13 protein-coding genes are annotated in these 14,759 nt (G+C 67.6%); 7 read left to right on the forward strand and 6 right to left on the reverse strand.

Annotated elements, in window-relative coordinates; all coding sequences use genetic code 11:
• Positions 1-4: 4 nt before the first annotated feature.
• Both ACVCMG_RS05555 and ACVCMG_RS05560 read right to left on the reverse strand, forming a co-directional pair.
• On the reverse strand, positions 5-625 hold the full coding sequence (locus ACVCMG_RS05555; RefSeq protein WP_395117073.1) for a LemA family protein: 621 nt from the start codon (positions 623-625) through the stop codon (positions 5-7).
• Positions 626-698: 73 nt separating this feature from the next.
• Positions 699-1,070 carry a diacylglycerol kinase gene (locus ACVCMG_RS05560; protein ID WP_395117071.1) on the reverse strand — a complete coding sequence of 124 codons (372 nt, stop codon included), beginning with the start codon at positions 1,068-1,070 and terminating at the stop codon, positions 699-701.
• Positions 1,071-1,402: 332 nt separating this feature from the next.
• On the opposite strand from ACVCMG_RS05560, the gene ACVCMG_RS05565 reads away from it, so the two are divergent.
• From ACVCMG_RS05565 to ACVCMG_RS05590, 6 genes are all read left to right on the forward strand, one after another.
• Positions 1,403-2,938, forward strand: a complete 1,536-nt coding sequence (locus ACVCMG_RS05565; RefSeq protein ID WP_395117069.1) for a peptide MFS transporter — start codon at positions 1,403-1,405, stop codon at positions 2,936-2,938.
• 66 nt (positions 2,939-3,004) lie between these two features.
• The gene (locus ACVCMG_RS05570; protein ID WP_395117067.1) at positions 3,005-4,297 is read left to right on the forward strand and encodes an ATP-binding protein; all 1,293 of its coding nucleotides are present in this window, start codon (positions 3,005-3,007) and stop codon (positions 4,295-4,297) included.
• 70 nt (positions 4,298-4,367) lie between these two features.
• Positions 4,368-4,952 carry a response regulator transcription factor gene (locus tag ACVCMG_RS05575; protein WP_395117065.1) on the forward strand — a complete coding sequence of 195 codons (585 nt, stop codon included), beginning with the start codon at positions 4,368-4,370 and terminating at the stop codon, positions 4,950-4,952.
• Between the two features lie 93 nt (positions 4,953-5,045).
• A complete protein-coding gene (locus tag ACVCMG_RS05580) occupies positions 5,046-7,334 on the forward strand; it encodes a TonB-dependent receptor (protein ID WP_447115075.1) in 2,289 nt (762 codons plus the stop codon).
• 63 nt (positions 7,335-7,397) lie between these two features.
• Entirely contained in the window at positions 7,398-8,564 is a 1,167-nt protein-coding gene (locus tag ACVCMG_RS05585) for a sialidase family protein (RefSeq protein ID WP_447115076.1), read from the forward strand.
• Positions 8,561-9,019, forward strand: coding sequence for a hypothetical protein (locus tag ACVCMG_RS05590; protein WP_447115077.1), 459 nt, complete (start codon positions 8,561-8,563; stop codon positions 9,017-9,019). Before ACVCMG_RS05585 ends, ACVCMG_RS05590 begins: the two co-directional genes overlap by 4 nt.
• Before the next feature lie 69 nt (positions 9,020-9,088).
• Here the strand turns inward: ACVCMG_RS05590 and ACVCMG_RS05595 are convergent, their stop codons facing one another.
• The 3 genes from ACVCMG_RS05595 to ACVCMG_RS05605 form a co-directional block, all read right to left on the reverse strand.
• Positions 9,089-10,090, reverse strand: a complete 1,002-nt coding sequence (locus tag ACVCMG_RS05595; protein ID WP_395117055.1) for an isoaspartyl peptidase/L-asparaginase family protein — start codon at positions 10,088-10,090, stop codon at positions 9,089-9,091.
• Positions 10,091-10,187: 97 nt separating this feature from the next.
• A complete protein-coding gene (locus ACVCMG_RS05600) occupies positions 10,188-11,774 on the reverse strand; it encodes a M56 family metallopeptidase (protein ID WP_447115078.1) in 1,587 nt (528 codons plus the stop codon).
• Positions 11,761-12,132 (reverse strand): BlaI/MecI/CopY family transcriptional regulator, encoded by a 372-nt coding sequence (locus ACVCMG_RS05605; protein ID WP_447115079.1) that lies wholly within the window; start codon positions 12,130-12,132, stop codon positions 11,761-11,763. The genes ACVCMG_RS05600 and ACVCMG_RS05605 overlap by 14 nt, the downstream gene beginning before the upstream one ends.
• 155 nt (positions 12,133-12,287) lie before the next feature.
• Between ACVCMG_RS05605 and ACVCMG_RS05610 the strand changes: the two genes are divergently transcribed.
• Positions 12,288-13,649, forward strand: coding sequence for a 3-oxoacid CoA-transferase subunit B (locus ACVCMG_RS05610; protein ID WP_447099411.1), 1,362 nt, complete (start codon positions 12,288-12,290; stop codon positions 13,647-13,649).
• Between the two features lie 72 nt (positions 13,650-13,721).
• Here ACVCMG_RS05610 and ACVCMG_RS05615 read toward each other — a convergent pair whose 3' ends face one another.
• Complete coding sequence (locus tag ACVCMG_RS05615; protein ID WP_447105771.1) at positions 13,722-14,759, reverse strand: sensor histidine kinase; 1,038 nt, start codon at positions 14,757-14,759, stop codon at positions 13,722-13,724.

The following is a 14,759-nucleotide window of genomic DNA, read 5'->3' on the forward strand; positions in this document are numbered from 1 at the left end:
CACTTCAGTGCACCGAGGTCGCGGGCGCTGGCGCACTGGTGCCGAAATCCACCCTGGGCGCGGTGGAGATGGCCTTCTCGTTGTCCACGCTGAAGTTCGGCTTGACCTTGTAGCCGAACATCTTGGCGGTCATGTTGTTGGGGAAGGTGCGGATCATCGCGTTGTACTGCTGCACCGCCTGCACGTAGCGGTTGCGCGCCACGGTGACGCGGTTCTCGGTGCCTTCCAGCTGCGCCTGCAGGTTCTGGAACAGGCCGTCGGCCTTCAGCTGCGGATAGTTTTCGCTGACCACCATCAGCCGCGACAACGCGCTGCCCAGCTCGCCTTGTGCGGCCTGGAACTGCTGCAGCTTCTGCGGATCGTTGATGGTGTCGGCGTTGACCTGCAGGCTGCCCACCTTGGCGCGCGCGTTGGTCACCTCCACGAAGACCTTCTCCTCGTGCTGGGCATAGCCCTTGACCGTGTTGACCAGGTTCGGCACCAGGTCGGCGCGGCGCTGGTACTGGTTCAGCACTTCGGACCAGGCTGCCTTGACCGCCTCGTCCTGACGCTGCATGGCGTTGTAGCCGCAGCCGGACATCAAGCCGACCAGCAGCAGAATCATCAAGGTACGCAAGATTTTCATGGCATCGCTCCTGAGCGGACGGATCTGCATTGCAGCATCCGGCCTGTCCCGGCGCAATGAGCACGACCGGGAGCTAAAACCAGCGCGGCAGCAGGATCAGGCCCCAGCTCAACGCCACCAGCACCAGCAGCACGAACACGGCCGCCGAACCCATGTCCTTGGCGCGGCCGGCCAGCTCGTTGAAATCGGGGCTGACCTTGTCCACCACTGCCTCGATCGCCGAATTGAGCAGCTCCGCCGACAGCACCAGCAGCGGCGCGAGGACAAGCAGGAGCTTTTCCACGCCACCCTCGCCCAGCCACAGGCCGAGCGGAATCAGCACCACCGCCAGCATCGCCTCCAGCCGAAACGAGGCCTCGTGGCGCCAGGCGGCGCGCAGCCCCTTCATCGACCAGCGAAACGCGTTCCAGACCTGGCGCGGACCCCGAAAACCCTCGGCCGGCATGCTGCGCCTCCGCTTCAGGCCGACACCGGCGACGCGGCGCCGGTGCGGGAGGAAACGCGGACGCGCGCGGTCCGGGGAAAGCTTGCCTGGGGCATGGCGAACGGGCTCCTGTCGCGCCGCGGAACGCGGGCACGCCATGATGCCACAGCCGTTCCTCCGCCCCATCGGGCGCACACAGCGCAAGCACGCAGCGCACGAATTGTCATGCGGCGGTGCAGCTATGACCTTTGGGGGGATGCGCTACCCTTGCTCGGTTGTGATCCGTTCAGGGTCCAGCGGCACCGGTGCGTGCGCGCACGCCACCAGGATTTGAACCAATGCCCGGGGAAAACATGGCCACCCAGAACCCAGCCGTCTCGCAGACGAAGTCCTTCAGCACCGTCTTCCTGATCGAAATGTGGGAGCGCTTCGGCTACTACGGTATGCAGGCGCTCATCGTCTACTACATGGTCCAGCGCCTGGGCTTCCCCGATGAGCAGGCCAACCTGGTGTGGAGCGCCGCGGCGGCGCTGATCTACGTGGCACCGGCGATCGGCGGCTGGGTGGGCGACAAGATCCTCGGCACGCGGCGCACCATGCTGCTGGGCGCCACCATCCTGGCGGTCGGCTACGGGCTGATGGCCGTACCGACCGAAAGCGTCTGGTTCCTGTATTGCTCGCTGGGCGTGATCGTGGTCGGCAACGGCCTGTTCAAGCCGAACGCCGGCAACCTGGTGCGCAAGATCTACGAGGGCGACGACTCCAAGATCGACAGCGCGTTCACCATCTACTACATGGCGGTGAACATCGGCTCGACGTTCTCGATGCTGCTCACGCCGTGGATCAAGGATTACGTGAACCTGCACTACGGCAACGAGCTGGGCTGGCATGCCGCGTTCGCGGTGTGCTCGTTCGGCCTGCTGGTGGGCCTGGCCAACTACCTGGTGATGCGCCACACGCTGAACCACGTCGGTTCGGCGCCGGACGAACAGCCGATGCACGTGGGCAAGCTGCTGGCCGTGCTGGGCGTCGGCGTGCTGACCGTGTTCGCCTCGGCCTACGTGCTGGCCCATGAAGAAGTGGCGCGCATCTTCGTCTATGTGGCCGCCGCGGTGGTGCTGGGCATCTTCGCCTGGCTGATCGGCACCAGCGAGCGCTCCGAGCGCGCCGGCCTGATCGCCGCGCTGGTGCTCACCGTGCAGACGGTGTTCTTCTTCATCTTCTACCAGCAGATGTCGACCTCGCTGAACCTGTTCGCGCTGCGCAACGTGAACCCGAGCTTCGACGTGTTCGGCGTCCACCTGTGGAACTGGGCGCCGGCGCAGTTCCAGTCGTTCAACCCGATCTGGATCTTCATCCTGAGCCCGATCCTGGCGCTGCTCTACAACGCCGCCGGGCGCAGCGGCAAGGACATCTCCATCGCCACCAAGTTCGCGCTCGGCTTCGCCGCGGTGGCGCTGGGCTTCTTCATCTACAGTTGGGCCGCGCACTTCGCGGTGGATGGCAAGACCAGCTCGTGGGTGATGGTGTGGGGCTACGGCGCCTCGTCGCTGGGCGAGCTGCTGGTCAGCGGCCTGGGCCTGGCGATGATCGCGCGCTACGTGCCCGAGCGCATGGGCGGCTTCATGATGGGCGCGTACTTCGTCGCCTCGGGCGTGTCGCAGTACCTGGGCGGCATCGTGGCCAACTTCGCCAGCATTCCGGAGAACATCACCGACCCGCTGCAGACCATGCCGATCTACACCAGCCTGTTCAGCAAGCTGGGCTGGGCCGGCATCGCCTGCACCGTGATCGCGCTGGCCGTGCTGCCGCTGATGCGCAAGCTGTCGGCACAGCATCACGCGCACAACAACCCGGCGCCGCTGCCGACGATCGGTTCGGAGCAGTAAGCCCGGCGGCGATCAGGCGACCCGCCGACCCGGCGGGTCGCGACACCGCGCAACACATTGCCTGCCATGCCACAGCAGATCGTCATCCGACAGGTAGGACCCCACGCACTGACCCGCGCGCTGGCGTGGCTGCGGCTGTGCGCGATCGCCGGCCAGAGCACCGCGGTGCTGGTATGCGCATGGTGGATGGATCTGCAGATCCCGCTGCTGCCGCTGCTGCTGGGCATCGGCGTGCTGGCGGTGTTCGCCGTGTTTGCCGCCTGGCGGCTGGCGCAACCGTGGCCGCTGCGCGAGTGGGAAGCGGTCTGTCACATCGCGTTCGACACGCTGGTGCTGGGTTACCTGCTGTATTTCACCGGCGGCGCCAGCAACCCGTTCATCACCCTGCTGCTGGTGCCGATCGCGCTCACCGCGGCGGCGTTGCCCGGGCGCTCGGTGCTGGCGGTGTCGGCGCTGGCCGGCGTGGCCTACGTGATCCTGCTCTACGCGCATGTTCCGTTGCCGCTGCCCCCGCATGGCAGCGCGCCCGGGCGGTTCTCGCTGCACGTGGCGGGGATGGGCGTGAACTTCGTCATCATGGCGCTGCTGCTCAGCTTCTTCATCAGCCGCCTGGCGCGGGTGCTGCGCGAGCAGCAGAAAGAGGTGCAGCGCGTGCGCGAACGCGCGTTGCGCGGCGAGGGCATCCTGGCCATCGCCACCCAGGCGGCCGGGGCCGCGCATGAGCTGAACACGCCGCTGTCGACCATGCGCACGCTGCTGCCGGAGCTGCGCCGCGAACACGCCGGCAACCCGCTGCTGGACGAGGATCTGGCGCTGCTGGAGGACCAGGTGGATCGCTGCCGCACGATCCTGCGCGAGATGATCGCCTTCGGCAAGGCGCAGCTGTCGCAGGACCCCGAGCGCATCCGCGTGGACAAGTTCATCCACGGTTGCCTGGAGCGCTTCCAGCTGTTGCGGCCCGAAGCGGAGCTTGCCCTGAGCCTCGACGAGACGCTGGCGGCGCTGGTGCTGCGCACGCCGGCCGGGCTGCGCCATGCGCTGATCAACCTGCTCAACAATGCCGCCGACGCCTCGGCGGCCAACGGCTCCAATGCAGTGTCGCTGCGCATCACCCGCGACGACCGCTGGCTGGAGCTGAGCGTGTCCGACCGCGGCCCGGGTTTCGACACCGCCGACGAACTGACCCGGCTCGGCTATTCGCGCAAGCAGAGCGGGCTCGGCATCGGCCTGGCGCTGGCCGAGGCCACGGCCGAGCGCCTGAGCGGCGAACTGGTGGCGCGCAACGTCGAACAGGGCGCCGAGATGTGCCTGCGGCTGCCGCTGGCGGTGATCGCCGAACCGGTCGATACCGGGCGCTGACGCGCCAGGCGTGCAACCGGCGCCGCTTCCGGCAAGAATGGACGCCTGCCCGAGTGAAGGAAACCGAACCATGACCGAGTCGCCCCTTGCCGATCCGGTGCGCCCCTTGCTGCTGGTCGACGACGACGCCACGTTCCTGCGCGTGCTGGCCCGCGCGCTCGGCTCGCGCGGCTTCGAGGTCATCACCGCCAGCAATTTCGACGAGGCACGCGCGCTGACCCGCCGCCATCGCCCGCGCTACTGCGTGCTGGACCTGAAACTCGGCGAGGAGAACGGCCTGCGACTGATCCCCGAGCTGCATACCCTGGTGCCGGACCTGCGCGTGCTGCTGCTGACCGGCTATGCCTCGATCGCCACCGCGGTGGAGGCGATCAAGCGAGGTGCGCACGACTACCTCGCCAAGCCGGTGGACGCCGACGCGGTGGTGCGCGCCCTGCTCGACGGCGATGCCGCCGCGCCCGAAGACAACGAGCCGCCGGACGCCCCCGAACAACCCCTGGCCCTGCGCCGGCTCGAGTGGGAGCACATCCAGCGCGTGCTCACCGAATGCGACGGCAACATTTCCGAGACCGCGCGCCGGCTCGGCATGCACCGCCGCACGCTGCAGCGCAAGCTCGGCAAGCACCCGGTGCGCGAGCGCCCCGGCGAGGAGTGAGGTTCGGCGCCGGCACCTTTTGGTGCCGCGCGCATCCCATGCACGCTCCATGCTGCGACAAGTTGCCGTCTGTCGCACCGCGTGCAGCGGACTATGATTGAACCTTGGACCCCCATCCAGAGTTTCACTTTGAAACGCCTCCCCTCCGGCTTTTGCGCACTTGCGCTCGTGTTGTGTGCCAGCCCCGCGCTGGCCTCCGATCCCACCCACCCGGTGACGCTGTCGCCGGTCTCGGTACACGCCAGCGACACCATGGTCACCGAGACGCCTGCCGTGCAGGTGCGCGTGACGCGCCTGCAACTGCAGCGGCAGAACGGCACCGACAGCGCCGATGCACTGAAGTACGTGCCGAACATGCAGGTGCGCAAGCGCTACATCGGCGATCCGAACGCCGTCATCAGCGGCCGCAACGCCGGCACCCTGCAGAGCGCGCGCAGCCTGGTCTATGCCGACGGGCTGCTGCTCTCCAACCTGATGACCAACGGCTGGGATGGCGCACCGCGCTGGGGCATGGTCGCGCCCGGCGAGATCGGCGCGGTCGACATCCTGTACGGACCGTATTCCGCGCTGTATCCGAGCAACTCGCTGGGCACCACGGTGCTGATCCACACCGTGCTGCCGCAGCAGTTCACCGCCAGCGTCGACGCGAGGTTCTTCAGCCAGGACTATGCCGACGATTACGGCGCCGGCGACCACTACGACGGCCACCAGGCCGCGTTCACCCTGGGCGACAAGCGGGGGCGTTTCAGCTGGCTGCTGGAATACAGCCGCCTCGACAACCACGGCCAACCGATGCAGTACGCCACCGCCCGGGCCGGCGGCGATCCGGCGCTCGCGGTGCCGGTGACCGGTGCCACCGCCGACCGCAACCCGAACGGTTCGCCGCGGCTGGTCTACGGCGCCAACAGCATCGAGCACACCGTGCAGGACCAGGCCAAGCTGAAGCTCGGCTTCGACCTCGGCGAGCATGTCGCGGCGCTGGCCACCGTGGGCTGGTGGCACAACCGCGCCGAGGATCGCACCCGCAGCCTGATCCGCGATGCCGACGGCACCCTGGTCAGCGGCGGCGTGATCGACGCGGCCGGCAAAACCTGGACCTTGCCCGCCAGCGGCCTGGCGCCGTCGAATGCGCGCGACACCCACCTGCTGTACGGGCTCGAGTTGAACGGCACGCTGGACAACGACTGGCGCTGGACCGCCGTCGCCAGCCACTACGATTTCCGGCATTCGCGACTGCACAGCGCCAGCCTGGCCGAGCCCGGCACGCCACGCGGCGGCCCCGGCACCGTGGCGAGCAAGGATGGTTCGGGCTGGGACACGTTCGACCTGCGCAGCTCCGGCCCGCTCGGCGAGCGCCACCTGTTGTACGCCGGCGTGCACGGCGACCGCTACGTGCTGACGACGCGCGTGCGCGATGCCAGCGACTGGCGCAGCGGCGCCGACGGAGCATTGCGCAGCGTCTACGCCGGCCGCACCCAGACCCGCGCCGCCTACCTGCAGGACGTGTGGAGCTTCACCGACACCTGGACGCTGACCCTCGGCGGTCGCCTGGAGCAATGGCGCGCCTACCGCGGCGTGCTCGCCAACGCCGTCGACACGCTGCGCTACGCCGACCGCAAGCGCACCGATTTCTCGCCCAAGGCTGCGCTGACCTGGGACTTCGCACAGGACTGGGAGCTGCGACTGGCCTGGGGCAAGGCGGTGCGCTACCCCACCGTGTCCGAACTGTTCCAGGGCAGCATCTCGGCCGGCGCCATCGTCAACAACAATCCCGCGCTCGCGCCGGAAGTCGACCGCTCCACCGACCTCACCCTGACCCGCCACACGGGCAACGGCCACTGGCGCGTCTCGCTGTACCAGGACCTGATCGCCGATTCGCTGTACACGCAGACCGACATCACCGTCAGCCCCAGCGTGACCAGCGTGCAGAACATCGACCGCATGCGCGGACGCGGCATAGAAGGCGCGTTCGACTTCCACGACGTCTGGCTCGACGGGCTCGACCTGTCCGCCAGCCTCGCCTTCAACGATGCCCGCACGCTGCGCGATCGCCAGTACCCGCTGGCCGAGGGCAAGGTATTCCCGCGCATCCCGAAGCTGCGCGTCAGCGTGTTCGCGGATTACCGCTTCGCACCACAGTGGGACGCCTCGCTGGGCATCCGCCACTCCGGCCGCCAGTACGGCAGCCTGGACAACAGCGACCACGTCGACAGCTACGGCGCGGTGAGCCGTTTCACCGTCGCCGACGCAAAGCTGCGCTGGAAGTTCGCGCCGGCCTGGACTGCCGCGCTGGGCGTGGACAACATCGGCAATACACATTACTGGGTCTACCATCCCTACGCCGGTCGTACCTGGTTCGGCGAGCTGCGCTGGGAGTTGTGACATCCCCTACCGACCTCCCCTTGCGGGCAGGGGAAGCAAGGCCGAAAACCCGAGGAACACTCCATGCGCCACCTGCTGATCGCCCTGCTCTGCCTGCTCTCGCCCGTCGCCTTCGCCCACGACGGCATGCACATGGAGATGCCGAAAAGCCCCGCGCTGGGCGCCAGCGCGGCGTTCGACAGCCATGGCGGCCTGTACGTCGTGGACGCGGCCGATGGCCTCGTGCGGCTGCGCCACTCCGACGACGACGGCCGCACGCTGAGCGCGCCGATGCCGGTGAACGCGGTCGCCGAACGCATCTACAGCGAAGGCGAGAACCGGCCGAAGATCGCCTTCGGTCCGCACGACGAGCTCTACGTGAGCTGGTCGCAGCCGCGCGCCGCGCCGTGGACCGGCTTCGTGCGGTTCGCCCGTTCGGTGGACGGCGGCGAACACTTCAGCACGCCGATCACCGTGCACCACGACCGCGCCGAGATCACCCATCGCTTCGATGCGCTGGCCGTGGATGGCCACGGCCGCATCGTGGTCGCCTGGATCGACAAGCGTGATCTCGAGGCCGCAAAGGCAGCCGGCCGGCCGTACGAAGGTGCCGCGGTGTACTACAGCTGGTCCGACGATGGCGGCAAGAGCTTCGTGCCGGAACGCAAGCTGGTCGACCAGAGTTGCGAATGCTGCCGCATCGCGCTGGCGCGCATGCCCGACGGCGAGGTCGCCGCGTTCTTCCGCGGCATTTATGGCGACAACATCCGCGACCACGCGTTTGCCGTGCTGCACACCGACGGCCGTGCACCCCATGTCGAGCGTGCGACCTTCAGCGACTGGCACATCGCCGGCTGCCCGCACCATGGTCCGGGCTTGGGCGTCGGCGCCGACGGCGTGCGTCACGCGGTGTGGTACGAGGCCGGCCACGGCCCCGCGATCTGGTACGGCCAGCTCGATCCCGGCCAGCGGCCGCAGCAGTTGCTGAAGCTCGCCGGGGCCGGCGCCAGCCACGCCGACGTGGCAGTGCATGGCCGCACTGTCTGGGTGACCTGGAACCAGGTCGATGCGGATGGCTATCGCCTGATGCTGCGCCGATCGACCGACAACGGCGCACACTTCGACGCTACCCGCGAGATCGCGAGCAGCGCCGGCGCCGCCGGCTCGCCGCAGTTGTTGCAGAAGGACGGCCACGCCTTCGTCGCATGGAACACGGCCCAAGGCTTTCGCCTGATCCGGGTGACGCCATGAAGCGACTGGTGCTGATCGTGGCCCTGTTGTTCCCCGTGCTGGCCATGGCCGGCACGCTGCAACCGCTGGCCGCCGGCGACATCGCCGCGCTGCTGAAGCCGCCGACGCACGGCGAGCGGATCATCGTGCTGTGGGCGCTGGACTGTGCCTATTGCGAACCCAATCTGGAGGCGCTGGCCAAACTGCAGCGCGCCCACCCGCGCGACATCGAACTGGTGATCGTCACCACCGACAGCATCGAACGCCGCCGGGCGATCGAGGCACGGCTGCAGCACATGAAAGTGGACGGCCTCCCGAATCGCGCCTACGCCGAAGCCATGCCCGAGCGCCTCAACTTCCTGCTCGATCCGACCTGGGGCGGCGAGACCCCGCGCGTACTGGTGATTCGCGCCGACGGCAGTCGCCTGGGCATCAGCGGCGAACTCACTCCCGCGCAGATGCGCAAAATCAGGTAGGACTCGCGCTGCCCGCCGGCTCTTCCGTGCACCGCGGCCGGGAGCGGCGGACGGTGTCCGCCCAGCGCGTCAGGGTTGGGCGTCGCTCTCGGCGGGAACCGGCTCCGGGATTTCCGTGGTGCCGTCATCCTCGTCGCCGTAGATCGCCACGTGCGGCACACCGTCGGCGCCGATCCAGCCACGATACATGCCGTCGGTGTTGAACGGGATCGCGATGTGGCCCTCCGCGTCCAGCGCGATGGCGCCGCCGTTGCCGCCCATCGACGGGATCTGCTGGTTGATCACCTCGGCGGCGGCGCGTTTCAGCGGCACGCGCATCTGGGTCACTTTCATGCAGATCGAATGTGCCGCGACGGCACGGATGTAGAACTCGCCCCAGCCCGTGCCGGAGACCGCGCAGCTCTCGTTGGCGTAGGTGCCGGCGCCGATGATCGGCGAATCGCCGATGCGGCCCCAGCGCTTGTCGGTCATGCCGCCGGTGGAGGTGCCGGCGGCCAGGTGGCCGCGCGCGTCCAGCGCCACCGCACCGACCGTGCCGAAGTGTTTGGCCGTCTCGACGTCCGCATGCGGCTGCTTCGCCGCATCCTCCTTCAGCGCCCGCTGCAATTGCTGCCAGCGCGCATCGGTGCGGAAATACGCGGCATCGACCAGGGTGATGCCCTGCTCCTTGGCGAACTCTTCCGCACCGGCGCCGGACAGCATCACGTGCGGCGAATGCTCCATCACCGCGCGCGCCAGCAGGATCGGATTCTTCACGTGCTCGACCCCCGCCACCGCGCCGGCACGCAAGGTGTCGCCATCCATGATCGCCGCGTCGAGCTCGTTTCTCCCGTCATGGGTGAACACCGCGCCCTTGCCCGCGTTGAAGTTCGGATCGTCCTCCAGCACGGTGATCGCCGCAGTCACCGCGTCCAGCGCGCTGTCGCCGGCCTTGAGCCGGGCATGGCCCTGCTGCAGCGCCCGGGTCATCGCCGCACGCACGGCCTGCTCCTTCGCCGGCGTCATGTCACGCACGACCACGCCGGCGCCGCCGTGGATGACCAGCACGGGCGAAACGGCGGCGTGACTCATGGCGGTGATTCCGAAGACAGCAAGGGCAACAAGCAGATGGCGCGACTTCACGACACTCTCCGATTAATGACCGGATGAGTATAGCCAGCTTGATCGGTCACTTATCTAAGAAACGCAACTGTTTGCCCTCAATCATCACCTGCTTGCCTTCAATCATCCCGATCATATGGAGGGCTACCGCGGCTGGTATCTCGGCGTAATCAAAAGTCATCCGACGCTCGTCCAGCGCCTCCGGGTTGACCAGTACAAACCCTGCCTTGGCCGCGACATATTCGGCGGCAGCGCGCGCGGAAACATTCTTGAGTTTCAGACTGATCGTGCCCGGCTGAGCCGCGGCAGAAGACAGCGATTCACTATCGCAGCCCATGCTTGGCGTGAGCGCGATGTTGATGGTGTTGTCTTCGAGCTTCCCACTTTGCTGGGGGCCACCGTCAACGACCTGGCCGAACACGATGCTCGCCTGCTGGCCAGGCATGGTCCGCACGATCGGCTTGGCCGACTGCGTCCGCACATTGCCGCCACCGCGATCAAAACGGGTATCGACCTCCGCACTGATTTCCAGTTGACCGCTGGCCACCGGCGACACCGCGAAACGGCCCTGCCACGACAGCTTGCTGGTGTCGGTTCCGCTCAGCTCGGCGTATTCGCCCGGCTTCAGGCAGCGGATGAAATGCATCGAGTCGGGATGGCCTGCCATGGCGACGTCGATCTTCAGCGTGTAGCGATCACTGATGCCGCCGCCGACATTTGCCTGTGGCGAAGGTGTCGAGGCGTAGACGGCACCGGCCACGCCGATGGCGAGGACGGCAAGAAGAACGCCACCGGCACGCCGGCGGAAAAGATCAGGCTGTTGCAGTTTCAACATGGCGATTCGCTCCGTGATGGGATGACGGGGTGACCAGGGGCAACCCACCGGTAATGCGAGCGCGGCCGACTGGGTCTTCAACATCGCATTCGCATAACTGCGCCGCTGCGTGCCATGCGCGCGCAACACCGCGGCATCGCAGGCCAGTTCCTGGTCATGGCGTAACGCGGCGAGTGCCCACCAGGCCAGAGGATGGAACCAGAACAACGCGACAACGAGTTGCGCCAGCAAGCACCACCAGCCATCGCGGCGGCGCGCGTGGGTAGTTTCATGGGCGAGGATCAGCATCTGCTCGGTGGGGTCGTAGCGACATTCGAAATCGGCCGGGAGCACGATGCGACTGCGCCAGGCACCGACCAGGGCAGGCCCGATATCCGAGCCGGGCGCGCGCAGCATCGGCCAGTGCGAGCGCTCGTCAACGATACGGGTGGCACCACGCAACCGCGCCCGGTAACGCGATTGCGCGAGCGCCGCCAGCAGCAGGCTGAGCACGCTGCCCAGCAGCCACAGCAGCACGACCCATGTGCGCCAGCCGATGACAGCAGACCCGGTGGTTTGTACCGGCAACTCGGCGGCCGCGGTGATCGCGGATATCACCGGCGACCACACCACGACCGGAGCGATGGCCGCATGCGGCAGTTGGCTGGCCAATAGCGCCAGCGGCGCCAGCAACCACAGCTGGAACGCGCGCTCGGTGCCGAACAGGCGACGGCATGACCGGCGCAGCGCGGCCACCAACAGCACCGCGGCGGTGAAAGCGAGGATCAGCAGCAAGCCGCGGCCAAACCAGTCGATCCCGGCCCATTCAATGCTGCTCATCGTCGAGCTCCTTCAGCAGCTTGCGCAGTTCGGCGATGTCCTTCTTCGACAGCTTGCGCTGCTCGGAGAAGTGCGCCACCAAGGGCGCCACGCGGCCGCCGAACAGACGATCGAGCAGGCCCTTGCTCTCCTGCTGCACGTATTGCTCGCGCGCCAGCAGCGGCGTGTAGAGGTAGCGGCGGCCGTCGCGTTCGGCCTGCACGGCCTTTTTCTTCAGCAGGCGGTTGAGCAGGGACTTCACCGTGCCCTCCTGCCAGCCCTGCGAGGGCCCGACCTCGGCCAGGATCTCCTCGGCCGTGCGCGGGGCCTCGCGCCAGAGCACGTCCATCACCACCGCTTCGGCTTCGCTGATCGCCATGAGTCACCGTTTACGCGTGTAAGTGAATCTATGTTTACATGCGTAATTGTTCGCGTCAAGCCATGTGCCTGCCTGTCTGCGACCTTGGTACAAGGCCGGCCGGCGCGATTCCGTCGTATCCTTGGCAGCTGACTCTCCATGAGGAAGGCACGGCAATGGACAAGGTTTACCCGAGCGCGACGAAAGCCCTTGAGGGCGTGTTGTTCGACGGCATGACGATCGCCGCCGGCGGTTTCGGCCTGTGCGGCATCCCCGAGAACCTGATCGGCGGCCTGCTGCAGGCGGGCACCAGGGACCTGACCATCGTGGGCAACAACGCCGGCGTGGACGATTTCGGCATGGGCCCGCTGCTCAAGACCCACCAGGTCAAGCGCGTGTACGCCTCGTACGTGGGCGAGAACAAGGAGTTCGAGCGGCAGACGCTGGCCGGCGAACTGGAGCTGCACCTGACGCCGCAGGGCACGCTGGCCGAGAAGCTGCGCGCCGGCGGCGCCGGCATCCCCGGCTTCTACACGCGCACCGCGTTCGGCACCAAGCTGGCCGAGGGCAAGGAGACCAAGGTATTCAACGGCAAGGAGTACGTGCTGGAGGAATCCATCACCGCCGACCTGTCCATCGTCAAGGCGTGGAAGGGCGACGCGATGGGCAACCTGGTGTTCCGCGAGACGGCGCGCAATTTCAACCCGATGATCGCCACCTGCGGCAAGGTCTGCGTGGCCGAGGTGGAGCACCTGGTGCCGGTCGGCGAGCTGGACCCGAACAACATCCACGTGCCGGGCATCTACGTCGACCGCATCGTGCAGGGCGAGAAGTACGAGAAGCGCATCGAGATCCGCACCCTCGCCGGCGCCAACACCGGCAAGGAAAACCCGACGCGCACCGCGATGGCACAGCGCGCCGCGAAGGAATTGCGCGACGGTTACTACGTGAACCTCGGCATCGGCATCCCCACCCTGGTGGCCAACCACATCCCGGCCGGCGTGAACGTGGTGCTGCAGTCGGAGAACGGCCTGCTCGGCATCGGCCCGTTCCCCACCGAGGATCAGGTCGACCCCGACCTGATCAACGCCGGCAAGCAGACCATCACCACCCTGCCCGGCTCGGCGTTCTTCTCCAGCGCCGATTCCTTCGCGATGATCCGCGGCGGCCACATCGACCTGTCGATCCTCGGCGGCATGGAAGTCTCCGCCACCGGCGATCTCGCCAACTGGATGGTACCCGGCAAGATGGTCAAGGGCCCGGGCGGCGCGATGGACCTGGTCAGCGGCGTGCGCCGCGTGGTGGTGTTGATGGAGCACTGCGCGAAGGACGGCTCGCCGAAGATCAAGCAGCAATGCGAGTTGCCGATCACCGGCAAGGAATGCGTGGACCTCGTCATCACCGACCTGTGCGTGTTCTCGGTGGAGAAGGGCAAGGGCCTGACCCTGATCGAGCTCAACGACGGCGTGAGCCTGGGCGACGTGAAGGCGAAGACCGGCTGCGCGTTCGCCGTGGCGCCGGCGCTGCAAGCCGGCTGATTCGCGCAGGAGCGCGCTTGCGCGCGATGCCTCCCGTCACGCGACGACGGGGCGTTGCGCGTTGCCGGGCGCCTACGCGTTCGGGCTTTGCCCGCCCGCCGGCAGGGCGTCGGGAAAACGGATGCGCGCGATGCTTTCGCCTCCTGCATGCGTCTGCAGCTCCAGCGGCCAGCCGAAGCGGTCGCTGATCTGCCGCGCGATCGCCAGCTCGAATCCGTGCCGATCGGCACCGGGCGCGCCCGCATCGACATCGGCAACGGCATCGGCATCGCCAGCGCCAGCGTCTTTCGCCGGGGCGAGGTTGCGCACGCTTACCATGCCGGGTTCGACGCTGACCACCACGCTGCCGCGCTCGGCCTGCTGGCAGGCATTGCGCAGAAGCTGCCAGCACAGCACCGAGAACACCCGTGGCGAGCTGTCCAGCGCAAAGGTCGCCGGCTGTTCCAGGCGCAACTCGATCGGCCGGCCGCAGAGCATTTCGCGCGCGGCCTGAAGTTCGCCCTGCAGCACGTCGTTCACCACGAAGCGCTCGGTATCCACCGGCGTGCCGGCATCGCGTGCGAGCACCAGCAGCGCCTCGACCAGCATTTCCAGTTCGCGCGAGGCACGCTTGATCCGGCGCACCGAGCGCGAGCCGAAATCGCTCAGGCCCTGCTCGTCGACCAGCATGTCGACCGACATGCGGATCACCGTCAGCGGACTGCGCAGTTCGTGGCTGGCGTCGCGGGTGAAGTTGCGCTCGCGCTGACCGTAACCGGCGATGCGCGTGGCGAAGCCGTGCAGGCCGCGCGCCAGCGACGCCACGTCCGCATCCGTGCGGCGTGACAGGCGTTGCGGGTGGAACGCTTCCGGGTCGGGCCGGGCATCGTTCCAGCCGGCCATCAATCGCGCCAGCGAGCGGATCTGCACCCACTCGTGCTGGGCGGCCAGGCACGCCAGCACGGTGGTGATGAGGATCAGCACGATCACCGCTTCCCACGGCGCGACGTTGAAAATGCCCATCGCGCCGATGATCAGCAGGGCCACGAACTGCAAGCCGAACACCCAGGCGATGCGTCGCTTGAAGGCTCCCGTGCGGAATGTGATCGCGTTCGACACCCTGCTGTTCAT

The sequence above is a fragment of the Rhodanobacter sp. UC4451_H18 genome, from assembly GCF_052978225.1.

Excerpts from the sequence above, each read along its gene's own strand:
- ACVCMG_RS05575 (WP_395117065.1), top strand. The coding sequence starts at position 4,368 with ATGACCGAGTCGCCCCTTGCCGATCCGGTGCGCCCCTTGCTGCTGGTC.
- ACVCMG_RS05610 (WP_447099411.1), top strand. The coding sequence starts at position 12,288 with ATGGACAAGGTTTACCCGAGCGCGACGAAAGCCCTTGAGGGCGTGTTG.
- ACVCMG_RS05615 (WP_447105771.1), bottom strand. The coding sequence starts at position 14,759 with ATGAACAGCAGGGTGTCGAACGCGATCACATTCCGCACGGGAGCCTTC.
- ACVCMG_RS05600 (WP_447115078.1), bottom strand. The coding sequence starts at position 11,774 with ATGAGCAGCATTGAATGGGCCGGGATCGACTGGTTTGGCCGCGGCTTG.
- ACVCMG_RS05555 (WP_395117073.1), bottom strand. The coding sequence starts at position 625 with ATGAAAATCTTGCGTACCTTGATGATTCTGCTGCTGGTCGGCTTGATG.
- ACVCMG_RS05585 (WP_447115076.1), top strand. The coding sequence starts at position 7,398 with ATGCGCCACCTGCTGATCGCCCTGCTCTGCCTGCTCTCGCCCGTCGCC.
- ACVCMG_RS05560 (WP_395117071.1), bottom strand. The coding sequence starts at position 1,070 with ATGCCGGCCGAGGGTTTTCGGGGTCCGCGCCAGGTCTGGAACGCGTTT.
- ACVCMG_RS05605 (WP_447115079.1), bottom strand. The coding sequence starts at position 12,132 with ATGGCGATCAGCGAAGCCGAAGCGGTGGTGATGGACGTGCTCTGGCGC.
- ACVCMG_RS05570 (WP_395117067.1), top strand. The coding sequence starts at position 3,005 with ATGCCACAGCAGATCGTCATCCGACAGGTAGGACCCCACGCACTGACC.
- ACVCMG_RS05590 (WP_447115077.1), top strand. The coding sequence starts at position 8,561 with ATGAAGCGACTGGTGCTGATCGTGGCCCTGTTGTTCCCCGTGCTGGCC.
- ACVCMG_RS05580 (WP_447115075.1), top strand. The coding sequence starts at position 5,046 with ATGATTGAACCTTGGACCCCCATCCAGAGTTTCACTTTGAAACGCCTC.
- ACVCMG_RS05595 (WP_395117055.1), bottom strand. The coding sequence starts at position 10,090 with ATGAGTCACGCCGCCGTTTCGCCCGTGCTGGTCATCCACGGCGGCGCC.
- ACVCMG_RS05565 (WP_395117069.1), top strand. The coding sequence starts at position 1,403 with ATGGCCACCCAGAACCCAGCCGTCTCGCAGACGAAGTCCTTCAGCACC.